Annotated in this window: 18 protein-coding genes; 7 read left to right on the plus strand and 11 right to left on the minus strand. The window is 55.7% G+C overall.

All coding sequences use genetic code 11. From position 1 onward, the window contains the following. The first annotated feature begins 288 nt into the window (after positions 1 to 288). On the plus strand, positions 289 to 1,236 hold the full coding sequence (locus tag BLP93_RS00225) for a flagellin N-terminal helical domain-containing protein (protein ID WP_092116033.1): 948 nt from the start codon (positions 289 to 291) through the stop codon (positions 1,234 to 1,236). Between the two features lie 117 nt (positions 1,237 to 1,353). Here the strand turns inward: BLP93_RS00225 and rnc are convergent, their stop codons facing one another. Next, on the minus strand, positions 1,354 to 2,091 hold the full coding sequence (gene rnc, locus BLP93_RS00230; protein WP_092116035.1) for a ribonuclease III: 738 nt from the start codon (positions 2,089 to 2,091) through the stop codon (positions 1,354 to 1,356). Between the two features lie 371 nt (positions 2,092 to 2,462). Here rnc and BLP93_RS00235 point away from each other — a divergent pair, with 371 nt between their 5' ends. After that, positions 2,463 to 3,524, plus strand: coding sequence for a phosphotransacetylase family protein (locus BLP93_RS00235; RefSeq protein WP_092116037.1), 1,062 nt, complete (start codon positions 2,463 to 2,465; stop codon positions 3,522 to 3,524). Positions 3,525 to 3,654: 130 nt separating this feature from the next. Here the strand turns inward: BLP93_RS00235 and rnhA are convergent, their stop codons facing one another. Genes rnhA through BLP93_RS00250 form a run of 3 tightly spaced genes read right to left on the minus strand, consistent with a single transcriptional unit; the run spans position 3,655 to position 6,118 of the window. Continuing rightward, entirely contained in the window at positions 3,655 to 4,128 is a 474-nt protein-coding gene (gene rnhA / locus BLP93_RS00240) for a ribonuclease HI (protein ID WP_092116039.1), read from the minus strand. Continuing rightward, positions 4,125 to 4,703 (minus strand): TPM domain-containing protein, encoded by a 579-nt coding sequence (locus BLP93_RS00245; protein ID WP_139162866.1) that lies wholly within the window; start codon positions 4,701 to 4,703, stop codon positions 4,125 to 4,127. Before BLP93_RS00245 ends, rnhA begins: the two co-directional genes overlap by 4 nt. 35 nt (positions 4,704 to 4,738) lie before the next feature. Beyond that, positions 4,739 to 6,118 (minus strand): phosphomannomutase/phosphoglucomutase, encoded by a 1,380-nt coding sequence (locus BLP93_RS00250; protein ID WP_092116043.1) that lies wholly within the window; start codon positions 6,116 to 6,118, stop codon positions 4,739 to 4,741. Positions 6,119 to 6,302: 184 nt separating this feature from the next. On the opposite strand from BLP93_RS00250, the gene hflK reads away from it, so the two are divergent. The 3 genes from hflK to BLP93_RS00265 all read left to right on the plus strand — a co-directional run bounded on the left by hflK (position 6,303) and on the right by BLP93_RS00265 (position 10,007). Continuing rightward, positions 6,303 to 7,466, plus strand: coding sequence for an FtsH protease activity modulator HflK (gene hflK / locus BLP93_RS00255; protein WP_092116045.1), 1,164 nt, complete (start codon positions 6,303 to 6,305; stop codon positions 7,464 to 7,466). Further along, positions 7,463 to 8,326, plus strand: coding sequence for a protease modulator HflC (hflC, locus tag BLP93_RS00260; protein WP_092116046.1), 864 nt, complete (start codon positions 7,463 to 7,465; stop codon positions 8,324 to 8,326). Before hflK ends, hflC begins: the two co-directional genes overlap by 4 nt. Before the next feature lie 463 nt (positions 8,327 to 8,789). Next, positions 8,790 to 10,007 (plus strand): bifunctional nucleoside/nucleotide kinase/histidine phosphatase family protein, encoded by a 1,218-nt coding sequence (locus tag BLP93_RS00265; protein WP_279615046.1) that lies wholly within the window; start codon positions 8,790 to 8,792, stop codon positions 10,005 to 10,007. Positions 10,008 to 10,065: 58 nt separating this feature from the next. On the opposite strand, the gene BLP93_RS00270 is transcribed toward BLP93_RS00265, so the two are convergent. The 4 genes from BLP93_RS00270 to BLP93_RS00285 form a co-directional block, all read right to left on the minus strand. Beyond that, complete coding sequence (locus BLP93_RS00270) at positions 10,066 to 11,535, minus strand: fused MFS/spermidine synthase (RefSeq protein WP_092116048.1); 1,470 nt, start codon at positions 11,533 to 11,535, stop codon at positions 10,066 to 10,068. Between the two features lie 27 nt (positions 11,536 to 11,562). After that, the gene (locus BLP93_RS00275; protein WP_092116050.1) at positions 11,563 to 13,215 is read right to left on the minus strand and encodes an FmdE family protein; all 1,653 of its coding nucleotides are present in this window, start codon (positions 13,213 to 13,215) and stop codon (positions 11,563 to 11,565) included. Positions 13,216 to 13,219: 4 nt separating this feature from the next. Then, positions 13,220 to 13,612 carry a winged helix-turn-helix domain-containing protein gene (locus BLP93_RS00280; RefSeq protein WP_092116052.1) on the minus strand — a complete coding sequence of 131 codons (393 nt, stop codon included), beginning with the start codon at positions 13,610 to 13,612 and terminating at the stop codon, positions 13,220 to 13,222. A gap of 127 nt (positions 13,613 to 13,739) precedes the next feature. Next, entirely contained in the window at positions 13,740 to 14,429 is a 690-nt protein-coding gene (locus BLP93_RS00285; RefSeq protein WP_092116054.1) for a hypothetical protein, read from the minus strand. Positions 14,430 to 14,811: 382 nt separating this feature from the next. Between BLP93_RS00285 and BLP93_RS00290 the strand changes: the two genes are divergently transcribed. Then, complete coding sequence (locus tag BLP93_RS00290; RefSeq protein ID WP_092116056.1) at positions 14,812 to 15,189, plus strand: response regulator; 378 nt, start codon at positions 14,812 to 14,814, stop codon at positions 15,187 to 15,189. A gap of 36 nt (positions 15,190 to 15,225) precedes the next feature. Here BLP93_RS00290 and BLP93_RS00295 read toward each other — a convergent pair whose 3' ends face one another. The 3 genes from BLP93_RS00295 to BLP93_RS00305 are packed head-to-tail and all read right to left on the minus strand — an operon-like array spanning position 15,226 to position 21,073. Then, a complete protein-coding gene (locus tag BLP93_RS00295; protein WP_092116058.1) occupies positions 15,226 to 16,263 on the minus strand; it encodes a GGDEF domain-containing response regulator in 1,038 nt (345 codons plus the stop codon). Beyond that, a complete protein-coding gene (locus BLP93_RS00300) occupies positions 16,260 to 19,826 on the minus strand; it encodes a response regulator (protein ID WP_092116060.1) in 3,567 nt (1,188 codons plus the stop codon). Before BLP93_RS00300 ends, BLP93_RS00295 begins: the two co-directional genes overlap by 4 nt. Beyond that, entirely contained in the window at positions 19,823 to 21,073 is a 1,251-nt protein-coding gene (locus tag BLP93_RS00305) for an ABC transporter substrate-binding protein (protein ID WP_208596535.1), read from the minus strand. The genes BLP93_RS00300 and BLP93_RS00305 overlap by 4 nt, the downstream gene beginning before the upstream one ends. A 485-nt stretch (positions 21,074 to 21,558) precedes the next feature. Here BLP93_RS00305 and BLP93_RS00310 point away from each other — a divergent pair, with 485 nt between their 5' ends. After that, positions 21,559 to 22,233, plus strand: coding sequence for an HAD family hydrolase (locus BLP93_RS00310; protein WP_092116062.1), 675 nt, complete (start codon positions 21,559 to 21,561; stop codon positions 22,231 to 22,233). Positions 22,234 to 22,243 lie beyond the last annotated feature (10 nt).

The following is a 22,243-nucleotide window of genomic DNA, read 5'->3' on the forward strand; positions in this document are numbered from 1 at the left end:
TAAGCAATATTTTCAGCCTCGTGTCATGCCAATGACATGGATGTTCACTCGAAGAATTCGAGTCGACAAAAATTTTTATACCATAATATATTGAATTTAAAATAAAAACTTCAAAACATCATTATACATGACGCAGTCAATTGTACCTGTTCAGAATCCTTGAGAATTTGTCGCCTCAAAAAGCGCCAGGCAATTCAAGTTATTGAAATAATGTAGATATTTAATATTGGCATCTGGATTGCTTAGCACGAGACATTACCGTGTCACACCTTTTGAGGAGGTCTTGCTATGTCTTTGACTATCAATAACAACTTAATGGCCCAGAATGCCGCCCGGAACCTTGCCCAAAGTTATGGCAGGCTTGGGACGTCCACGGAACGGCTTTCTTCAGGTTTGCGCATCAACAGCGCCGCGGACGACGCCGCGGGTTTGGCTATTCGCGAATTGATGCGCGCGGAGATTTCCTCCATGCGCCAGGGCATCCGCAATGCCAACGACGCCATCTCCATGATCCAGACCGCGGACGGAGCCTTGGCCGTTATCGACGAAAAGCTGATCCGGATGAAGGAACTGGCCACTCAGGCCGCCACCGGCACCTACAATTCGGACCAGCGCCTGATCATCGACTCGGAATACCAGGCCATGGCCTCGGAAATCACCCGAATTGCCAACGCCACCAAGTTCAACGGGATCTACCTCCTGAACGGCAACCTTTCTTCTTCAGCCGCAAACGCAGCCAATTGGGGTGGAGATCATAAAGGCGAAGGATTGAATTCAACTGGACCGCTTAAAATCCATTTCGGGCCGGCAAACAGTAGTGCTGAGGATTACTACTATATCGCCATCGGCAATTCCACGGCCTCGGCTTTGGGAGTGGGCAGCAGCGCGAATAGAGGGGCCAAAAGTGCTCCACACCTGGAGGAGAGCGCAGGATATTCCATTTCCACCCAACAGGGCGCCCAGCAAGCGCTTGATGCCCTGGAGAATGCCATCCTTTCCAAAGATAATATTCGAGCTAGCCTCGGCGCTCTGCAAAACCGCCTGGCCAACACCATCACCAACCTCTCCATCCAGGCCGAAAACCTTCAGGCGGCGGAATCACGGATTTCAGACGCGGATGTGGCTCTGGAGATGACCGAGTTCGTGCGCAACCAGATCATCACCCAGGCTGCGGTTGCCATGCTGGCCCAGGCCAACTCCCTGCCCAGAATGGCCATGCAGCTCATCAGCGGTTAGTCGGCACAGCCGGTTTATCAGTAACAAAATTGCAGTACTTGTGACATCGGTTGACCTCCTCATGACATCCGTCCCATGGACCGTGGGTTCCATGGGACGGATGTCTACCGCCGCAGGTCAACTGTTTTTGAGGAACATCAGGGCTTGCTTTGCGGCATTTTGTTCGGCTTTTTTCACGCTGCTCCCCGAACTTCGAAACTCATCCCCAGACGGCAGCTTGAGCAGGACATGAAAGGTTCGCTCATGCTCCGGCCCAGAGCTGCCCTCCAGAACATAGGACGGTCTGTCCCGAAAATTCTGTTGGGTCAATTCCTGCAGCTTGGTTTTATGATCCTTCTCCACGGTCACCTCAACCTGTTTGGGCCATAGATCGGCAAACTGCTCGACAACCCACTCCTTGGCCGTGGCATAGCCTCCATCCAGAAAAACGGCACCCAGCAAGGCCTCAAAAGCATCGCTTAGCAGTGCCTGGCGGTGCCGCCCTCCTTGATTCTCCTCCCCCCGACCAAGCAACAGGGCCTGGTCGATCCGCAGTTTGCGGGTCAGGTCGGCCAGGACAGCTTCGTTGACCAGCATGGCCCTGAACGTGGTCAATTGTCCCTCGTTGGCATCGGGATACCGGGCAAAGAGCTCTTCGGTTATGCACAGCTCCAGAACCGCGTCTCCCAGAAACTCCAGCCGCTCGTTGCTCTGGCCTCTTCCGGCAGACTCGTTTGCAAAGGAGCTGTGCGTCAATGCTTCATGCAACAAACACAAATCCCCAAACGTGTAATTGAAATTCTTTTTTGACAACTCATCCCGAGTCAGTGTCACGTTGACCTTCCCCCTGTTATATGTGCAAATGAACCTGTTCATTCACCGAGCGTTGTCGGCCTTTCACTTGGCAGGGCTGCCCGTTCATGTCCGGCGGCAAGCATTCCTGCACCGGATCGCGCCTGAGCCCTCACCTGCTGCCATTCCCCGAAGGTCCGTGCTCCGGAGAGGTGCAGCTATCAAGGAAAAAAATACCCAGTCAACCGATTTTTAAAACAGGATCCGATCTGCTTGCTTGTCCATCCAACCTTTCATCGGGCAGAACATGCCATTTATCTAGGTTGGAGGAGACTTGCCTTGAAAACCTTGCGATTGATATTGAGTCCGCGTAATTTGATTGAAGTAAATTGCTAGAAGATTGACGGAAGTTCATTCACCCCACACGATAACGAACGTACTGAAGGAGGCATCCTATGGTCGGCATGTATGTTGGCTCGACGTCCGGTTATTCAGGCAAGAACCTGATAGCCATGGGACTTGGTCTGAAATTTCAAAAAGACGGCCTGAACGTCGGCTACATTAAGCCAGTGGGCGCCGTGCCCGTGCAAAAAGACGGCAAAATGGGCGATGAGGATGCTTTCTTTGTCCAGGATGTCCTGGGCCTGAGCGAGGATCCTGAAGTCGTCACCCCGGTTCTTGTCACCGAAGACTTCAAGACCAAGGCCTTTGGCGGCCTGACCCACGATCTCATGGGCGACATCAAGCGCAGCTACGAAACAATCAGCAAAGGGAAGGACGTCACCATCGTGGCCGGCTCCGGAAGCATGTATTCCGGAAAATACTGCAATGTCGACGCGGTCGAGGTCATCCGCACCCTGGGCATCAAATCCATCGTCATCGATCGCTACTCCAAGGAGTTGAATTACGACTACCTTGTGGTGCTCAAGGACACCCTGGGAGATCAGCTGATCGGCACGATTCTGAACGATGTTCCCATGGATTTCATGGATGAGTTGAAAAACATGCTCGTTCCCTTCCTGGAACGCAGCGGCGTGAAGGTCCTTGGAATTCTGCCGCGGGATCCGCTGCTCGGCGCGGTACAGGTGGGCGAATTGGCCCAGCGATTGAACGGCAAGCTGGTCGCGGCCAAGGACAAGGCCGACCGGGTCGTTGAAAATTTCCTCATCGGCAGCATGCAGGTCGAAAACTTCATGACCCACTTCCGCAAGAACAAGAATACCGCCATCATCATGGGCGGCGACAGATCGGACGTCCAGCTCGTAGCCCTGGAAGGCGAATGTCCATGTCTGATTCTCACCGGCAACATCTATCCCAACGACATCATCCTGACCCGGGCCGAAGTCAAGGGGGTGCCCATCATCGTCGTCCGGGACGACACCTTTACCATGTCCAAGAAAATGGATGCCATTCTGTCCCGGATGAAACTTCGGGACATGGTCAAGATTCAGCAAGGCGCCCAGATCGTCAGCAACAATGTGGACATTGCGTACATCAAGGAAAAGCTGGGCCTGTAGGATTTATCTCACGAGCCGTCGGCATGCATGCGGCTCAGGTCATACTCAAGGCGTCCCTTGCACAAGGGACGCCTTTTTTACAGCCGTCGCAACAAGATTACCGCAGTCGTTTCCGGCATGTATCTATCCGCTACCGGATATACCCCGTGTCTTTCGGCAACCCCGCGCCCGATGCCGCGGCGCTGGCCAGTCGGTCGCAGCACTCGTTCTCCGGGTTTCCGGAATGACCGCGCACCCAGTTGAAACAAACGTTATGGGTCTTGAGCAGCGCATCAATCCGCATCCACAAATCCTGGTTCTTGACCGACTTCTTGTCCGCCGTCCGCCATCCGTTACGCTTCCAGTTCGCCAGCCATCCCTTGTTCACGGCGTCATGCAGATATTTTGAATCGGTGTACAGCGAGACCGCACTGGGCTCCGGCAATGCATTCAAGGCCTCGACCACGGCCAGCATTTCCATCCTGTTGTTGGTTGTCAGCCCGTATCCCCCGGAGAGTTCCAGGCGCTCCGGGCCATTGATCACCACCGCTCCCCAACCGCCCGGGCCCGGGTTTCCCAGGCATGCTCCATCAGTGTAAATAATTGTCTTCCGTTCCTGATTCATTCCTTTTGATCCTCTGTTTGCACGGGGCCCCGGTAGGACCCGTCATTTCCAAATTGCTCTCCTGAATCGCGAGGCTCGAAGCGGGCGGCGCCAGGGCTGCTCAATGTATCCCAGATCATACCCAAGGCTTCTCCCAATCCCCGTTGCCAGTTGCCGCTTTCCCAGTACGGCATGAAGTGCTCATGGCGCAGATAGGCTGTAAAACCATACCCCAAAGCTCGTTCCACAATGGGAGGCAGCACCACGAGCACCTGCTCCTGTTCCGGATTCAGGGCAATGTAGATGGTTTTGGCGTCCAGGGCAGGCGTGGCGAGGGCATCCGTTGCGATGAGCAGGCGCAGTTCCAGCCCAAAAGATGCACGCAGGGCTCGCGACAGATCCACGACGGAATCCTTCTGCTCCTCTGTCAAGGCGCCGGTCTGATCCATCACAACCTGACGCGTATCCAGCATTTCGATGGTCCGTTGATTATGCTTCCAGAATAGCCAGATCACGCCCATGAACACAAAGATCACGCCCAGGGTTCGCAACAACCCCTCCCAGGGGGGGGCATCCCTTCTTACGCTAAATGGCACTCGACGACCTCGCTCACGACCGACCGGCTCATTAATCACGGCATCTTGCCGGAGAATTCAGCAATCCACTGTTGCAGGGGCTCTTCCACCAGAGCCCGAATCTCCGTCAGTCTTTTTTCGGATTCAGCCTCAAAACGCAACACCAGAACGGGTTGGGTATTTGAAGCGCGTAATAATCCCCAACCGTCGGGAAGGACAATCCGGACCCCGTCGACGTCAACGATGTCGTAGCGCTCCCGGAAGTAGGTCTGGGCTTTTTCCACGACCTGGAACTTGATCTCTTCCGGGCAGTCCATTCGCAGTTCCGGCGTTGAAAAGATCCTGGGCCATTCGGCCAGGTACGTGCTCAAAGGCTTGTCCGGTGCCTGGCCGATGATCTCCACCAGCCTGAGGGAAGCATACAATGCGTCGTCAAATCCGTAGTAGCGGTCGGCAAAGAACATGTGCCCGCTCATTTCACCGGCCAGCACCGCATTGGTTTCCTTCATTCTGGCCTTGATCAGGGAGTGGCCCGTTTGCCCCATGATCGGCTTTCCACCGTGATCGGCGATATCCTGAAACATCAGGTGCGAACACTTCACTTCCCCGATGACCGTTGCGCCGGGGTGGTCCTTGAGGATTTGGCGGGCGAAAACAGCCAGCAGGCGATCCCCGTAGATCATCTTACCCTGTTCATCCAGCGCGCCGATACGGTCCCCGTCCCCGTCCAGACCGATGCCGACATGGGCCTTTGTCTCCAGAACCTTGGCCCGCAGATCAACATTGTTTTCATCCCGGGTCGGATCCGGGTGGTGGTTGGGAAAATCGCCGTCCGGCTTGCAATACAATTCCACAACGTCCGCACCGATCCGCCGCAATAACTCGGCGCAGATTTCCCCGCCCGCGCCATTGCCGCCGTCCACCACGACCCGAACCGGGCTTTCCAGGCAAACCTGGGACCCAACCTCTTCCAGGTACGCCGGAACAACGTCGTGTTCCACGGCCATGCCCTGCCCCCGGGCGAATTCGCCCCGGCGCATGATGGCGTACAGTTCCTGAACATCCTCTGAGTGAATTGTCCCCTCGCCGAGCCACACCTTGAACCCATTGAATTCCGGTGGATTATGACTGGCGGTGATCATCACCCCCGCCTCGCGGTTGAACTTCTTGACCGCATAGTAAAACACCGGCGTTGGAACCATGTTGATGAAAAGGACATCCACGCCCGTTGCGAGCAAGCCCCTGATCATGGCGCTCTGGTACCCCGGAGAACTGTGCCGGCAATCATGTCCGACTACGGCTTGCCGCTTGCCGTGCTGCAGGAAAAAGGTTCCACATGCTCTGCCGAGCATTTCCACCCATTCCTCGTCAAAATCCCGGTCCACGACCCCCCGGATATCATACGCCCGAAATATCTCCTGCTTCACGGATTTCATGTTTCTGCTCCTCGTCGATGAACTTCAGTGGTGTTTGCCTTGACGATTAATCTCTTATTCACATTTCGAGTTCAAGCCAAGCAGATCCAATTAATGAGCAGACTTGCCGCAGGCCCCGATAGGTCATGCCGTATACCCTGCATACAGTCTTGACCTGATATGCTTCTTAACTTATATTCACGCGATGAACTGGGACTGGGATAAACTCCAAGACAAACGGAAAAGGAACGGCCCTCCGAACGGGGGCCCGGATCTCGCGCAAATCAACGAACAGTTGAACAAATTGAAGAATATCAAGCTGCCTGGTGGCGGCAAGGTTATTTTCTTGGTTGTTCTCCTGCTCTGGCTTGCATCCGGGATCTACATCGTCAATCCCGACGAACTCGGTGTAGTGCAACGCTTTGGAGCCTTTCACCGAATAACGGAACCGGGGCCTCACTTTCGCATCCCCTATCCATTCGAGTCCGTGAAGACTCCCAAGGTGACCCAAGTCCGGCGATTTGAAATCGGCTACCGGACGATCGGACAGCCTACGGCCGCGGGGGGGGAACCGCAGTACAGGATAGTACCTGAAGAATCGCACATGCTTACCGGTGACGAAAACATCGTTGATGTGCAATTCATCGTCCAGTACCAACTGAAGGATCCCGTCAAGTACTTGTTCAACATCCAGATGCCGGACGCTTCCGTGAAAAGCGCCGCTGAAACGGCCATGCGCGAAGTCATCGGCTACAACATGCTGGATGCGGCCTTGACCGATGGCAAACCGGCCATTCAGGATGAAACCCGTGCCTTGATGCAAATGATCATGGATCGTTACGAATCCGGAATCCAAATCCTGGCGGTACAATTGCAGGACGTGCAGCCGCCGGAACCGGTTATTGACTCGTTTCGAGACGTGGTTCGAGCCAGGGAAGACGCGGTTCGCATCCAGAACCAGGCCGAGGCCTACCGCAACGACATCGTGCCCCGGGCTCGCGGTGAAGCCGCGATCATCCTGAACCAGGCCGAGGCGCACAAGGAAGCCATCGTCCGCAGGGCCGAGGGTGAAGCGCAACGCTTCCTCTCCATACTGGCGGAATACAATCAGGCTCCGGATGTCACCAGAACGCGGATGTACATCGAAACCATGGAGGAGATTCTGAGCAATCCCGAACTGACGAAAACATTTCTCTCGGATCAGGCCTTGAGTCAGGTTCTTCCCTATCTGCCCCTGGACAGAATCGCTCCACGCACCAGAAATCCTGAACCCGCTGATGCGGGTCGACAGGCCGGTCAACCCGCGGTATCCACAGGGGCCTCCGCCCCCACGGGCTCCCCCGCGGTTCGAGGAGGGCGCGCACAATGAAGACGCCCCGCTTGACGCTTCCAGTATTCCTGGTTGCCGCTTTCCTCCTTTTCATTCTGGTAACGCAGAGCGCTTATATTGTTGATGAAACGGAACGAGGCATCGTTCTCCAGCTGGGTAGACCAGTGGGAGAGACAAAGGGACCCGGGCTGCATTTCAAGCTGCCCTTCATCCAAAACGTTCTGTATTTTGACGCCCGAATCCTGGACTACGATTCCCGCCCCGCGGAAATTCTGACCAGGGACAAAAAGAACATGATGGTGGACAACTACTCCAAGTGGCGCATCGTTGATCCCTTGCGGTTCTACACCACGTTGCGCACCCTACCCATGGGGCAGGCCCGCCTGGACGACATCATCTATGCCGAGTTGCGAGTCTTGCTTGGTCGGCACACCCTGACTGAAGTCGTGACCACCAAGCGGTCGCAGATCATGGAAGAGTTGACGCTCAAAAGCAATGAACTGGTCCAGGAGTACGGCATCGAGGTCATCGACGTTCGTATCAAGCGCACCGACCTGCCCGCGGAAACACAGCGCGCCGTATTCAACAGGATGATTGCCGAACGTGAGCGGGAGGCCAAGACCTACCGCGCCGAGGGTGAAGAAACCGCCGCCAACATCCGTTCTCAAGCTGATCGTGAAAGGGTCATCCTGCTGGCGCAAGCCACGCGGACGGCGCAGCACCTGCGCGGTGAAGGCGATGCGGAAGCCGTGAAAATATTCGGTGAAGCCTTGAACCGTAACCCTGATTTCTACGAGTACATGCGGACTCTGGAAGCATACAAGAAGACCTTTCACGGCAACACTCAGATCATCCTTACTCCCTCCAGCCCATTCCTGAGGCTGTTGCAGGAACAATAACCTGTAAATCCGACATATTCGATTTACATATCGAGACAAGGCAGCGGAAGGCTACAAGTCCTCCGCTGCTTTTTTTTGCGGCGTAACTACTCACCAGCGGTCCGGCTTGTCTCGATTTTTCGGCCTCGCAACTCCCTCGTCGGCTTCGTAGCATCGAACCATTGCGTGAATAAACAGCATTTGGCGCTTCAAGCGCCCGGCAATGGTTCGATGAACGAATCCTGACTCAGTCAGACAGGCGATGCCAAGAAATCGAGACAAGCCGGACCACTTCATACCATGCAATCAATAGTTACTTTGCGGCTGCCGATACGTTATCAGCGGTTGCCGCAGGCAATGCTTCTGCTTTCCCAATTTCGCCTCGTCGCTCAGATCCGGCAATGGCAACATCTTGATGTTGGGAACGAAACTGTCGCATCATCAGCCGGACATGTCAGTGGATCATTCATCCTGGAGAACTTTAGTGGAAACTACGATCAAAAAACTCTGCATCGCCATGGTCGGTCTTCCGGCTCGAGGCAAGTCGACCATCGCCTTACGGCTCAAGGAAAGTCTGGAAGCGGAAAATTTTACCGTTTCGATATTCAACAACGGCGAGGTCCGGAGAAGCATGCTCTCGGCCAACACGGCTCATGCAGACTTCTTCAGCCCGGAAAATCATGAAGGCGTAGAAATTCGAGAACAGATCGCCCGCCAGAATATGCAAGCGGCAGTGGATTTCCTTGCCTCGGGAGGAGACATTGCTCTTCTCGACGCCACTAACATCACCCGGGCCCGGCGGATGTCCATCTGCAGCGGCATGAGCCCCATTCCTGTGCTGTTCATCGAGTGCATCAACGAAGACAAGACATTGCTGGCCACCAGCATTGCTCACAAGACCAAAATTTCCGAATTCGGGCACATGACCTTTCCGGAGGCTCTGCAAAATTTTGAAAAGCGGATTCAGTTGTATGAAAGCCAATATGAGACGCTACGCTCCGAGGACAATTTCGTCATCCTCAACTCTCTTCAAAATCGAGTGGTGCGGGAAAAGGTAACGGATGACATTCCCCACTATCCCCGCATCCGCGACATCCTCGTTTCCGACATGATTCCCAATCTTTACCTTGTCCGCCATGGAGAAACGTATTTTAACCGGGAACGCCGGATCGGCGGAGACTCCAGACTGACTGAAAAGGGGCTGCATCAGGCGGAACAACTTGCGAAACATTTTCAGAACGTTCAGGTCCCGTTCATCTTCACCAGCACAAAAACCAGAACCATTCAAATGGCCGAGATTATCGCAGCCTGCCAGGAAAAATCCGTCCATGTCCCCTTGAAGGAACTGGATGAAATCGATGCCGGCATCTGCGAGTCCATGACCTACGATGAAATCCGGAAACAGCATCCGCAGATCCATGTAGCCCGCAGCATGGACAAGTACCGCTACATCTATCCTGAAGGCGAAGGATACATCACTCTTCAGCCCCGCATCCAGCTGGGAATCAAGAAGGCCCTGTACCTCAGCGGCAATGCCGAGAACATCATTATCATCGGTCACCAGGCCGTGAACCGAATGATCCTGTCCTATTTTCTCTTCCGCCGGATGGAGGACGTGCCCTACATCTACATCCCCCAGGACAAGTATTTCCACATCGTATCCACGCAGACCAAGAAACTCTTTGAATTGAAGAAATTCTAGTCAAAGAATACCCGTACCCGAGGATAGGCAGCTACGGAATGAACGTCTGTTGCCGTAATTAGGGCAGATATCGCTCCACCGGAGCCAGGGCGTCCGTGAGCAAGGGGAGGTCGCGCGGGATTGGATGTGTCCAGCGGCTGGCGATTATATCCGAAAGTCCGTTATTGTCGTTCAACGCAGGGGTTGTCGTGTCCGGGATCTTCCGGGCCGCAAGGACGATATTCTGGACCAAGGCGTCATTGTCCGGCTCAGTGACGGGATAGACGTTCACCTGGACGAAAACGCTTTCCATGGTGGCCAGAAGAGCCCTCAGAAAACGTCCCTGGTCACCGGAAACAGCGGATATCAGATTGACCAGCACCACGCCGTTATCGTCCATATTTGCGGCGATACGCTGCATGGCCTGGCGTGTGGTGAGTTGATATGGGATGGAGTAATGGGAGTTGAAGGCATCCAGGATGATCACATCGTAGGGCTGGTGAACCTGATTGAGGTACCGACGGGCATCAAGATGATGGACGGCCACACGGTCATCGGGCGAAAAATGAAAGTATGATTTTGCCAACGCGGTAAAGGCAGGATCGATCTCCACCACGTCCAGTTCCAGATCCGGCCGGGTCTGCATCAGGAATTTCGGGAAGGAGTATCCTCCTCCGCCAACCATCAAGACACGGCGAAAGGCTGGGACATAGACCTCGGCCAGTCGGAAAAAACGGGTATAGGGCAAGGTCAGTTCAAACGGATCATCCAGATACATGGCTGACTGCAACCATCCCGGCCCGGTGGACATCACCTGCAGTTGTCTTCCGGTGGATTCTTCCACGGCCCGGGCCACAATGATGCGGTTGTAAGTCGTGTCCATGTCGATGAAGCCGCGCTCCGCGAGGGCCTGTCTGTGCTGGACGTGGAGCATGGCTCCCAGAACCACCAGGACCAGAAACGCGGATTTCACCGCAAGCCCGGATCGGGGGGCCAGAGCCATGGCCAGCAGGGTCATCACCCCGCCGAGAAACAGCAGGATGGACAGGCTGCCGAAAAACGAGAGCAGCACAAACCCGGCCATGAACGTCCCCACGATGCTGCCGATGGTGGACAGGGCGTACATGCGACCGACAACGGCACCGGACTGTTCAAGGGAAGCAAGTTTCATCTTGACGGCAAAGGGAGCGATCATGCCTAAAAGAATGCTGGCCGGCGCGAAAAGAATCACGGTTCCCAGCAGCACCCCAAGGTGAAGATTGGATACATGGGCCTGGAGCAGCCGGAGAATGGGCGCCTGAATGAGCGCGATCAGCGCGATCAGCGCGCCGGCTGAAAAGACGATCCAGGCCAGTCTCGACATGGACGGATTGCGATCGGCCAAACGTCCGCCCCACCAGTATCCGAGACTGAGGGCAGCCAGAACAACTCCGATCAGGCCGGTCCAGACCACGAGAGAAGTGCCAAGAAATGGGGCCATGATCCGTGATCCGGTCAATTCCAGGATCATGACCACGGCCCCGCAGATAAAAACTGTTATTTCCAGCATCAAGCAAACTCAACAATATGTAGACGTTTATTTTCCAAAGGGACACTTGGGAAAGGAACAGGTCCGGCATTGCATGCATAAGGAGCCGGCTCCCATGCGGGCCAGTTCCCGCCGGGTGACCGTCCGTCCGGCCAGGAGACGAGGCAGGAACAGATCCAGGCTGGTGGTCTTGAAAAACAAGGCGCACGCCGGAACGCCCAGCACCTGAACCTGGCCGATTCGGGCGAAAAGGGTCATGGTACCCGGCAGGATCGGCGTACCGTACAGCAGATCCTCGGCTCCGGCCTCCAGAAGAGCCTGTCTGGTCACGTCATCCGGATCCACGGACAAGCCTGCGGTGGTGACCAGCAAATCGACCCCAAGATCCAACAGTTCCCGGACGGCAGCGGCAATGTCGCTCCGGCTGTCCGGGACGATTTTGGCACCCAGCACATCGCTGCCCAGAGCCTGCACCTTGGAACTGACGATGGGGATGAACTTGTCCTCCACCAGCCCCTGAAAAACCTCGGTGCCGGTGACCAGTATCCCGACCTGTGCCTTGCGCAGGGGCAGGATGGAAAAAAGCGGCCCCTGCTCCAGGATGCTCATGGCCCGCAGGTAATGCTGTTTGGAAATGTAGAGCGGAACGGCCCTGGTTCCGGCCACGGCCATGCCCTGCTTAACCAGCACCGCGTCGTGGCGTGAAGCGCACATCACGTCCGGAACAAGATTGAAGGCTTCCAGGAGATCCGTGCCCACGCTCAACAGACCGTCCCGGGCGGCCAGGAGATCCACCTTGCCTTCTCGGGGGGGGAGACGCAGTTCAACACCCTCCCCGGCCATGGCCCGGGCAAAGGATTCAGCGGCCTGGTTTTCATGCACCCAATCCGGGGCATCCTCTCGCTCCACCCCTTCCTGGTCCTGCACATAAACGTGCATGCGCCCCATTTGCTGCAACCGGCAGATGTCCCCAACAGTGATTTCCTGGCCGTGGACAAACACGGCGTCCTTGCTCTTGCCCGGTTCGATCCGGGTCATGTCGTGCAGGGCCTTGCGACCCACCGCCTGGTCCACGGGCACCGCCCGGAGGGGAGGCGAAGCAATGGTCGATACGTTTCCCACATAAGGCGCTTCACCCTGGCAGGCCCGGCAAATACGTCCATCCAACTGGGGATAGGCTTCCCCGCAGACCGGACAGACCACGATTCCACCCCGACCCCGGCGTTGCAGCAAATGCGCAGCTATCTGCACGTTCTCCAGGCTGCATACGCTCGCTCCAGCGGCCTTGATCTCTTCAAACAGTGCCACGCTGTCCTGTTCCTTCTTGGGCTTGAGCTTCATGTACCATATCTTCATGGCCGGCCAGGATTCGACTTTTCGGGAATCAAGAAAAATTCGGACACCGTTGCCGGCATACTTGTCGTAAAGCGTCAGGGCGTACCGACCAAGATTGATGATTCGCAGCCAGCCGTTGCCGATGGTGCAGGGCGTGAGCAACTGAACGGCGTCCGGCAAACAGTGGGTGGTTTCGGAAATGGCGTCGAAAAGCGTTTCTTCGGGCAGATGCCGTCTGGCCTCCTCGACCATGAAACCGCCAAGAACCAAGCCCGGGGCAGCGGATCCGTGAAAGTCGCGAACCATCAAAAGAAAATCGTCAAAGGACCTTTTACCAACTTGGACATTTGGGGATTCATTTTGCATGCAGTCACCTTGCCGAATTGGATTGTGGTGGAGAGGATCGTTTGACGGTAAAAGGCAGTACCGGCCAGGGAAAATGATCCTGGGCCTGGTCGAGAGCAAAACGCTCCACCTTGTCGTACCATTCCATAAAACCGCGAGCCAAATTTTCCCCGGCTTCCGTCAAAACATATCCTTTGCCGTTTTTGCGAACCAGTTCCTCGCCCAGGTACTCCTGGGCCTGCCTGACTTTACCCCATGCAGCCCGGTAGGAAATGCCCAGTTCCTCCGCGGCCTTGCGCAAGGAGCCGCTTTCCCTGATCTTGATCAAAAGCATGGCCCGGCCAAGGCCGATCAAGGTTCCCTGGTCATTCTCCAGCCAAATGTGCAATCGCATGGAGGGAGGTGGTAAATTGTTCATGGCGGAACGTTATGCTAAAACAAACATAACAGCAAGCGGGTAGCTTTCAAAAGATGCAAAAACAATGATCTTTCCGCCCAATATCCTCAACACACCCGGACCGGTTCGGAACCGTGTTGCCCGCGAGTTAGATCTTCACCATCGTAAAGCTGACGGCATACCGCTTCGTCTTCCCGAATAGCAATGCGATCCGGCCTGATTCCTGTGGTTCGAGATCCAAGCCCAGATCCTGCGGACGATACACGGCCCGGGCCTTGATCAGCTTGCGCAGCGTTGTTTCGACGGATCCTTCCCGGCGGTGGATGTACAAGCGCAGATCAGGACGCAACTCGCCTTCGATGGTTCGAGACTTGTCCCGGACTGACAAGTTAGCCCTGGGCCCGAAGATCCCGGATACCTCAAACTTGAAAAGGCGTTCCAGTACCCGACAAATGCCGTCATTCGGGTTCTCTCCCGCATACAGGTTCCACAGAAAACGACCGATCCCGTAGGAATCGTTCCACCAGACTCCGTTGCGGTTCAGGACATGGACTCCGGAGGGAATCAGTCTGTGCGCGCCAAGGCCGAGATCATCGGTCAGGATGTCGAAACTGATCTGCCGGCAGCCCAGGTAATAGCGAGACTGTTGCACCAGCAGCGCGGAATTTCTGGGTGTCAGCAGCTTCAGGGCCATCCTGTCGCGGGGTTGAAGCGGAAGGCCGCGGGTTCGCTCCACGGTCTCGATGACGTCCAAGGCACAGGATGTGATCAGTTGTTGATCTCGAACAATACGCAGGGAATCGTGGTCTTTGCGCCCGCGGCGACGGGAGTCGTTCATAGCTTGATTGAACGAATCATTCCGGCGCAATGGGCGCAAGAGATTGAAGTTTCTGAAGCGGTTGGACAATCATGGTTGAACAGGTTTGCATTCTTGATTGGTTGCATATAAGAAATAGCCGTTTTCCATACCACTTCTCCATCCCGCACACAATAATCCGTCATCCGTTCATCGCGCCGTGGGAACCACGGCTTAAAGAAAGACGTTGATTTGATTGCAAATGTTCTTGCAAGAGAGACTGTCGGCAGTGAGAAATGGATATGACAAAAAATTGGTAACCTACTCAAATCGATGTCCGTATTACCTCTGCTCTCTTCCCTCCATCGGCCCATATTCGTCCTGCCGGAGGTTGAAACAAAGCTTGCGCTTTTAGGATGATACCATGTCAGCACAAATTTTACTGGTCGAGGATGATCATCTCAACAGATTTGCTCTCAAGATGCTCCTGGAAAAAAATGGCTACATTGTCCATGAAGCCGAAGACGGCAAACAGGCTTTGGCCCTGATGGAATCGCAGACCATCGACTGCGTGCTGATGGACATCCAACTGCCCGTGATGAACGGAGTGGAATCCACCGAAATCATCCGTGCCCATGACGGAACCCTCTACAACCCGAATGTGCCCATAATCGCCATAACGGCTTATGCCATGCCTGGAGATCGGGAAAAATTCCTGAAAGCCGGAATGAACGATTATTTGGCCAAACCGGTCTCCATTCAGGAAGTGGAACAGGCGATGCAAAATCTGCTGCAAACATGATCCAGATCCAAATAAACATAAAATCTTAGTAACTACTCACCTGAGGTCCGGCTTGTCCGGGTCCGGCTCCCTCTCCCAATCGCCGGCTTCGCGTTCCGGCGAGGATTTTTTGTTGCGCTCGCGGCGATTCACGAAAAAGGAACTGCCGGAAATGCTTTTGGCCATTGATTTTACTTCGGCGCACATGCTGGCGACCTCGAGATGATGCTTGAACACGCCGAGCTGTAACTCCACCACCCCCAGGCTGATGCTCATCAGGGGAAATGACCGCAGGTTCCCCGTGCGATCCTCTACCATGATTTCCGCCTTTTCCAGGTCATGGGTGTCATAGAAGCTCCTGATGCCGTGATCGAACTCACGTATTAACAGCCTGACCGCATCCAGCGTACAGTGTGATGGGGCGATGAAGACAAAATCGTCTCCTCCCACATGGCCGACCATCTGCCCCTTGCCGCAAATCTCTTCCACCACCGTGACAAGCTTATTGGCTGTGAACCGCAGAACCTGATCCCCGGCCGCAAAACCGTACTTGTCGTTGAACGCCTTGAAATTGTCGATGTCCACATAGACCACGCTCACTTCCTGACTACTCCTCAACGCATCGCGGATCGCCCTGAGGATGGTGTTGTTTCCAGGCAACTGGGTCAGAGGGTTTGCATCCAGGGCCAGTTGACGCAATCGCTCCAGTTCCAGAAGCACGTCGTGCAACCGAATGTGCGTCTGCACGCGAGCCAGGATTTCCGCCTCGTTGAAGGGCTTGGTGATATAGTCAACGGCTCCGGCGGAGAAGCCGCCGACAATATCTTCGGAGGAATTCTTGGCCGTGATGAAGACAATGGGCGTGGCCGCGAACCTGCCACTCTGCTTGATCCTGCGGCACAGTTCCAATCCGTCCATGCCGGGCATCATGACGTCCAGCAAAAAAATGTCCGGCGTTTCTTCCTCTATGATTTCCAAAACTTCGGCGCCGTTCTCGGCAACCAGGACCACGTAACCGGATTTGGAGAGAATAGTGTATAAAAGCTGCAGGTTGCTTGGCGAATCATCGGCAATCAAGACCGTCTTCATGCTCATTGCTTTTCCTCTATTCGACTCAGAAATGCATGTGTCTTGCGCAAGGCGGACAAGTTCATGTTCTCGGCATGGCCGCGCAAGATCCGGGCATAAATCGCGGCATCCGATCGTCCCTCGCGATTGAAAAACGATTCCAGTTCCGCGCTGACTGACTCGATGCGGCGCACATTCCGGGATTTCAGGGCGCTTTGCAGGGCGGTCATGGACACCGCAATCTCTTCTCCAGCCTGATTCCTGACCGCCTCGACAAAGGCGTGCATGGCCTTTTCCTCGGGAACGAGATCCTGGCCGTCCTCCCTGAGCTGCTTCTCGGCATGCTCTGGAAACATGTCCGCGACCAGCGCTTCGGACCTCGCATGCAAAGCCTTGGCTCCGGCCCAGTCGCCCTGTCCCAGGACTGCTTCCATGTCCTCGGCCAAGGCGCGCACTTCCTCCAGACGCAGATTGGCCGCACTGCCTTTCAGGGTATGGGCGCACATCAGGGCTTTTTCCGCATCACGAACATCCACCGCGATTTTCAATTGATCCAACAGAGCCGGAGTATGTTTCCCGAAAATATCCATGGCCCTATTATGGATCGTGGAAGACAAGTCTGGCGACGGGTCTGTTCGGGACCGCTCCGCCCCGGCGTCCTCCGGCGCTTTCGGCAACGAGGCGGAAAGATATTTTTCAAGAACACTGTACAGATCATCGGTCTTGACCGGCTTGGCCAGATAGTCGTCCATCCCGGCGGCCAGGCACTTATCCTTGTCCGTGGCCATGGCGTGAGCGGTCATGGCTACGATGGGAGTCCGGCGGCTTCCGGACTCCAGGGATCGAATTCTTCTGGTCGCCTCAAACCCATCCAATTTCGGCATCTGGCAATCCATGAAAACAATATCGTACTGCTTGTCCCACACCGCCTGCACGGCCTTCAACCCATCTTCGGCCAGATCCACGGCAAGGCCGAATTCGCGCAACAGGCCGGATGCAACTTCCTGATTCACCGGATTGTCCTCCACCAGCAGCACCGTGCCGGACAGCCTGTGTTGTCCGTGGTCACGCTTGGCCTGGGCAGCCCTGGCTTCGACAATGCGGTGCCTCGTGATCAGGGAAGCGCCTTCTGGCTGATCGTGGCCGGCCAACAGAACCAGAGTGTCGTAAAGATGCGATTGCAGAACCGGCTTGATCAGGTAGGCGGCAAAACCGATCTGTTCCATCCGTTTGGCGTCCCCTCGCTGGCCCATGGAGCTGAGCAGAATCAGTTTGGTTCCGGCCAGCTCCGGGTCGGCCTTGATCCGCCCTGCCAGATCCGCGCCGTCCATTCCCGGCATATGATAATCCAGGATGGCAATATGAAACGATCTTTCCTTCCGGATGCCCCGGCGCAGGAGTTCCAGGGCATTCTCGCCGGAAGTGGTGGTTGCGCAGGCAATTCCCCAGCCGGCAAGAAGCTCTTCGAGGATTTCCAGATTCACGGCGTTGTCGTCCACGACCAGAGCCCGCAGGGTATCCATGTTCACGTTGGTGGGGATTTCGTCGATTTCCTGTTCCGCCTGGGGCATATCCAGAGTCACCGTAAAGGTCGATCCCTGTCCCTGCCTGCTTTGGACCTGGATGGTTCCGTTCATCAATTCGACGATCTGCCGGGTGATGGACAGCCCTAGACCCGTTCCGCCGTACTTGCGCGTGGTGGACTGATCACCCTGGGTGAAGGATTCGAAGATCCGGCGGGTCATTTGGGAATCTATCCCGATACCGGTGTCCTCCACAGTGATCCGCAGCTGATAGCTCCCCGGACTCGATTCCATGCAATCCACTCCCAGATAGACGTGGCCTTGCGCGGTGAACTTGATGGCATTGCCCAGCAGATTGGTGAGCACCTGGCGGATCCGTCCCGGATCACCGACATATTTGTCCGGGCAGGAAGGAGGATAACGAACAATGAACTCCAGGTTCTTCTCCTCGGCCCTGGCTGCCAGCAGATGGGCCATTTCTTCGATGATTACGCGAAGATTGAAGGGAATGGATTCCAGTGAAAGCTTGCCGGCCTCGAGCTTGGAAAAGTCAAGAATGTCATTGATGATTCCCAGCAGGGCTTCCGCTGATTTTTTAGCCGTCTGGGTAAAGTGGCGTTGCTGATCGGTCAGTTCGGTCCTGGAAAGCAGTTCGGTCATGCCCACCACGCCGTTCATGGGTGTCCGGATTTCATGGCTCATATTGGCCACGAATTCGCTCTTGGCCCTGTTGGCCGCCTCGGCCGCCTCCTTGGCCTGGAGCAGTTCCGTCTCAGCTTTCAAACGTTCATTCATTTCCGCACGCAACTTGTCCACGGCGGCGTGCAGTTCGCTTGTCCGCTCCTTGACACGTCGGTCAAGGACGAGATGGGCATGCTTCAAGGCCCTTTGCGCCCTTTTCGCGGCCGTAATATTCCGGACAAGTATAATGAAAAAGCATTCATCGTTCACCCGTAATGTCGTTGTGACCAACTCGATGTCCATTTTTTTTCCATCATGTTTCTGGATCATCGCCTGAAAACGCATTTTTTGTTCCGGGCCATGGACGCCCCCGTCAAGGGAGCCTGAATTGGATTCAAACTCCTGAGCACGAATCATTCGCATCATGGAGTGAATGTGGTCCCCCACTTCGTCCCCGAACAGTTCCGAGATGCTTTTCGTCGCGAATTCTGTTTCGGAAAGTCCCAGCATCTCGCGGGCCGCGGGATTGAACTGCTGCAGATTGCCATGCAGATCGTAGACGACCATGCCGTTGGCCATGTTCATGTAGATGGCGTTGAAAAAAATCAGGTTCTCCTGGATTTCCCGGGTGGCTTTTCGAATCCGCCCGCGCAGCCCGGAAATCATCTCCTCGAGCTGGCGGGCCATATGCTGCATGGTCATGGCCAGATCTCCGATCTCATCTTTGGACCGGATATGCAGCGGCGCGTCGAAATCATGATCCGCCACTCGTTTGGCATACTCCGTGAGCTGTGTCAGAGGGTAAGAAATGCGGATCATCATCACATAGGCCACACTGATGCCCACGAGAAAAAAAAGGATGAATATGCCGTGCTGCAAGAGCACTTCCCTCCAGATGAAGGCGGTGATGCTGTCCAGGTCCATGCCCACATGCACGTCGCCGGCAAGACCTCCCAGAATGGGATGGGAAATGTCCAGCACCCTGCCCATGGACGACAGGGACACCTTCTGGACGATGACGTCGTGGTGCAGCGTCCCGTCCGTGAAGGAGGATTCGTACAGTCCCAGCAACTCCTCGGGAACCCTGGGCGTGAAGGTATGGGAGACCACGTCGCCGGAGCGGTCATAAACAAAAACGTAGGCCACGTTCTTGATTTCCAGGTACTGGTCGATCACCCCCTGCAGGGTGGCCGCATCGCGGCCCAGCAGCAATTCGGTGCTGGAATTGGCGATGCTCCGGGCGATGGCCACGGCCTTGCTTTCGTTTTCGAGCATCAATTGCCGGTACAGAGTCCAACCGGAATAGAAGGACGAACCCGTGGCCATGGCGCCGAAGACGAGCACCATGGCCAGCAATGCCTTGCGGAACAGTTTCGAAGATTTCATGGGCGCTCCTGCTGACTCAACTCGTTCCAATCCGTCAAGGGCACGAACCGCCCATCCCGGACAGTTGCATAATAGACAGTGTCCATCCCGTGGCGATGACCGGGACCAAGAACAATCGGCGTGCCGATGCCCAGATGGATGAGCAGCGCGTAATTCGCATCCGCCGGCGATTTTTCAAACAGCCGATCAAGAGGAATTTTTCGCACCATGTCCGTGAATACTTTTGCGTTCAGCATCCCTTCAAAACCGGCGAAACTGTATCGGCGCGGCGTATACGGATCAGGCATGAGCTGCACAGGCGGCTCGCATGAACAATTGTCCATGATCCAACGATACTCCATGACGCCCCACATGGAGTAATCCTCATAACTGGGCACCACCTGGGAATTGACCAGATTGTGCGTGTAACTGCCGCCGGTCAATTGTTCCTGTTCCAGCAGCAGGTCGAGCATGCTCTCGCTGCTCACAAAGGACACATTGGTTACCGGAACGTCCCAGCCCTGGTCGCGGGCGTCACGGATGAACGCGGCCGCCGCGCCGTAGGTGGCGATGCTGATCACCACTTCCGGATTCGCCTTGCGCAGGATGTCGACCTGCTCCTCCATGCTTTGCTCAAACTGGAACCCGCGTCGAAACGTGGCTTCCTCGACAATGTTCAGTGAATGCCGCTGCAGGACGTTGCGCAGGCCGTCCCAACCGCTGCGGCCGTAGGAGTCGGCCTGATACAGGATGGCAAATCGCGTCTTGCCCAGCTTGATGAATTCCAGAACCAGAGCCTCCACCTCCTGACTGTAGGAAGCCCGAAGATTGTAGACGAACTGTTCATAGGGCGGCCGGCGCTGCGGTTCGGCTCCGGTGACCGGAAAAAAGAGAGGAATATTCCGTGACTCATACACTTTGAGCAGCGGGAGGATGCGACTCACTGTCGGGGTGCCGACAAAACTGAACAGAACATCCACCTGATCCCGCTCCACCAGTCTAAGCGTATTTTCCAGGGTAATCGCCGGGTCATAGGCATCGTCATAAGCCAAAAACACCACGGGGCGTCCGTTGATTCCCCCCTGGCTGTTGACATGCTCGAAATAGGCCATGGCCCCCCGGTACACTTCAATGCCCAGCGCCCGGATCGGACCGCTGAACGCGCCGGACATGCCCACCCGGATCGGTTCTCCTCCCAGGCTCTGGACCGGCATAACCAGCAACAGGAAGCACAATCCCCAAAGGCCAAATCTGCATGCAACGGTCATCCCCGTCTCCCTTTGAATTGTTCATCGCTCCGCGTCTCTGGCTCCGGCACAGCAACGCGATCTGACACGATTCAGACTTCAGCTTATTTCCGGTGCAACACGACCTCCAGCACAATCACAACGCCGCCTCTGAACCTTGTCCGTCCAGACACGGACTCGACGTACGGAAAAAATCCGGGCAAAATGCGATTACTTGCTGAGCATATGATCCTGAATATCCAACGAAACGTAACGACTTGCCTCTTTGATGACAAAACTCGGAATGTTCCGGCTTGTCTCGATTTTTGGCATCGCTTGTCTGACTGAGCCAGGATTCGTTCATCGAACCATTGCCAAACGCCTGAAGCGCCAATTGATGTTCATTCGAGCAATGGTTCGATGTTACGAAGCCGGCGAAGGAGTTGCGAGGCCGAAAAATCGAGACAAGCCGGAACGCTGCTGAGACAACGAAACATGGACTCACAAAAACCTCTAAAGGAACAGAGATGGTCCCTCGCAACTCCCACCACGGCGTGATTTTCGACCTGGACGGCACATTGCTGAACACCCTTGAAGACCTGGCCGACTCCATGAACACTGTGCTGACCCGCGGCAACCTCCCCGCGCACCCGGTCTCCGCCTATCGCCGGTTCGTCGGGGACGGCGTGACCATGCTGGTGACGCGGGCCCTGCCTGAAGAACTTCGCGAGGAGTCGCATATTGCCCGGTTCGTGCGGGACATGCGAGCGGAATACGCGCGGCGTTGGGCCGATAAAACCAAGCCATACGCCGGGGTTTCGGAACTGATCCGCGAACTGGAGGCTCGGGACATTCCCATGACGATCCTCACCAACAAGCCGGAAGACGCCGCTTTGGCCATGGTGGCGCATTTTTTTCCCTCCACGAACTTTCGAACGGTCATGGGCGCGAAACCGGAAAGGCCGCGCAAACCGGACCCGACGGCAGCCCTGGAAATTGCCGCACACCTCGAGCTTGCCACGGACCGGATCCTTTTTCTCGGCGACTCGGATGCGGACATGCTGACGGCCCGCTCCGCCAAGATGACCGCTTTGGGAGCCGGCTGGGGCTTTCGAGGCCGGGAGGAGCTGCTTCGGTGCGGAGCGCAAAAGGTTCTGGAGAGTCCGCTGGAGATGCTGGACTGGCTGGGCGCGCAGCCCTGAAGCCCGGCAT

Origin of the sequence: Desulfonatronum thiosulfatophilum (assembly GCF_900104215.1) — a bacterium.
In the GTDB taxonomy this organism is placed as follows: Bacteria; Desulfobacterota; Desulfovibrionia; order Desulfovibrionales; family Desulfonatronaceae; genus Desulfonatronum; species Desulfonatronum thiosulfatophilum.

What these genes read in the sequence shown, in the direction of transcription:
- BLP93_RS00285 (WP_092116054.1), bottom strand. Translation starts at nt 14,429, where the DNA reads ATGAACGACTCCCGTCGCCGCGGGCGCAAAGACCACGATTCCCTGCGT.
- rnc (WP_092116035.1), bottom strand. Translation starts at nt 2,091, where the DNA reads ATGAACAGGTTCATTTGCACATATAACAGGGGGAAGGTCAACGTGACA.
- hflC (WP_092116046.1), top strand. Translation starts at nt 7,463, where the DNA reads ATGAAGACGCCCCGCTTGACGCTTCCAGTATTCCTGGTTGCCGCTTTC.
- BLP93_RS00225 (WP_092116033.1), top strand. Translation starts at nt 289, where the DNA reads ATGTCTTTGACTATCAATAACAACTTAATGGCCCAGAATGCCGCCCGG.
- BLP93_RS00295 (WP_092116058.1), bottom strand. Translation starts at nt 16,263, where the DNA reads ATGAGCATGAAGACGGTCTTGATTGCCGATGATTCGCCAAGCAACCTG.
- BLP93_RS00275 (WP_092116050.1), bottom strand. Translation starts at nt 13,215, where the DNA reads ATGCAAAATGAATCCCCAAATGTCCAAGTTGGTAAAAGGTCCTTTGAC.
- BLP93_RS00310 (WP_092116062.1), top strand. Translation starts at nt 21,559, where the DNA reads ATGGTCCCTCGCAACTCCCACCACGGCGTGATTTTCGACCTGGACGGC.
- BLP93_RS00270 (WP_092116048.1), bottom strand. Translation starts at nt 11,535, where the DNA reads ATGCTGGAAATAACAGTTTTTATCTGCGGGGCCGTGGTCATGATCCTG.
- rnhA (WP_092116039.1), bottom strand. Translation starts at nt 4,128, where the DNA reads ATGAATCAGGAACGGAAGACAATTATTTACACTGATGGAGCATGCCTG.
- hflK (WP_092116045.1), top strand. Translation starts at nt 6,303, where the DNA reads ATGAACTGGGACTGGGATAAACTCCAAGACAAACGGAAAAGGAACGGC.
- BLP93_RS00290 (WP_092116056.1), top strand. Translation starts at nt 14,812, where the DNA reads ATGTCAGCACAAATTTTACTGGTCGAGGATGATCATCTCAACAGATTT.
- BLP93_RS00250 (WP_092116043.1), bottom strand. Translation starts at nt 6,118, where the DNA reads ATGAAATCCGTGAAGCAGGAGATATTTCGGGCGTATGATATCCGGGGG.
- BLP93_RS00280 (WP_092116052.1), bottom strand. Translation starts at nt 13,612, where the DNA reads ATGAACAATTTACCACCTCCCTCCATGCGATTGCACATTTGGCTGGAG.
- BLP93_RS00300 (WP_092116060.1), bottom strand. Translation starts at nt 19,826, where the DNA reads ATGAAATCTTCGAAACTGTTCCGCAAGGCATTGCTGGCCATGGTGCTC.
- BLP93_RS00305 (WP_208596535.1), bottom strand. Translation starts at nt 21,073, where the DNA reads ATGACCGTTGCATGCAGATTTGGCCTTTGGGGATTGTGCTTCCTGTTG.
- BLP93_RS00235 (WP_092116037.1), top strand. Translation starts at nt 2,463, where the DNA reads ATGGTCGGCATGTATGTTGGCTCGACGTCCGGTTATTCAGGCAAGAAC.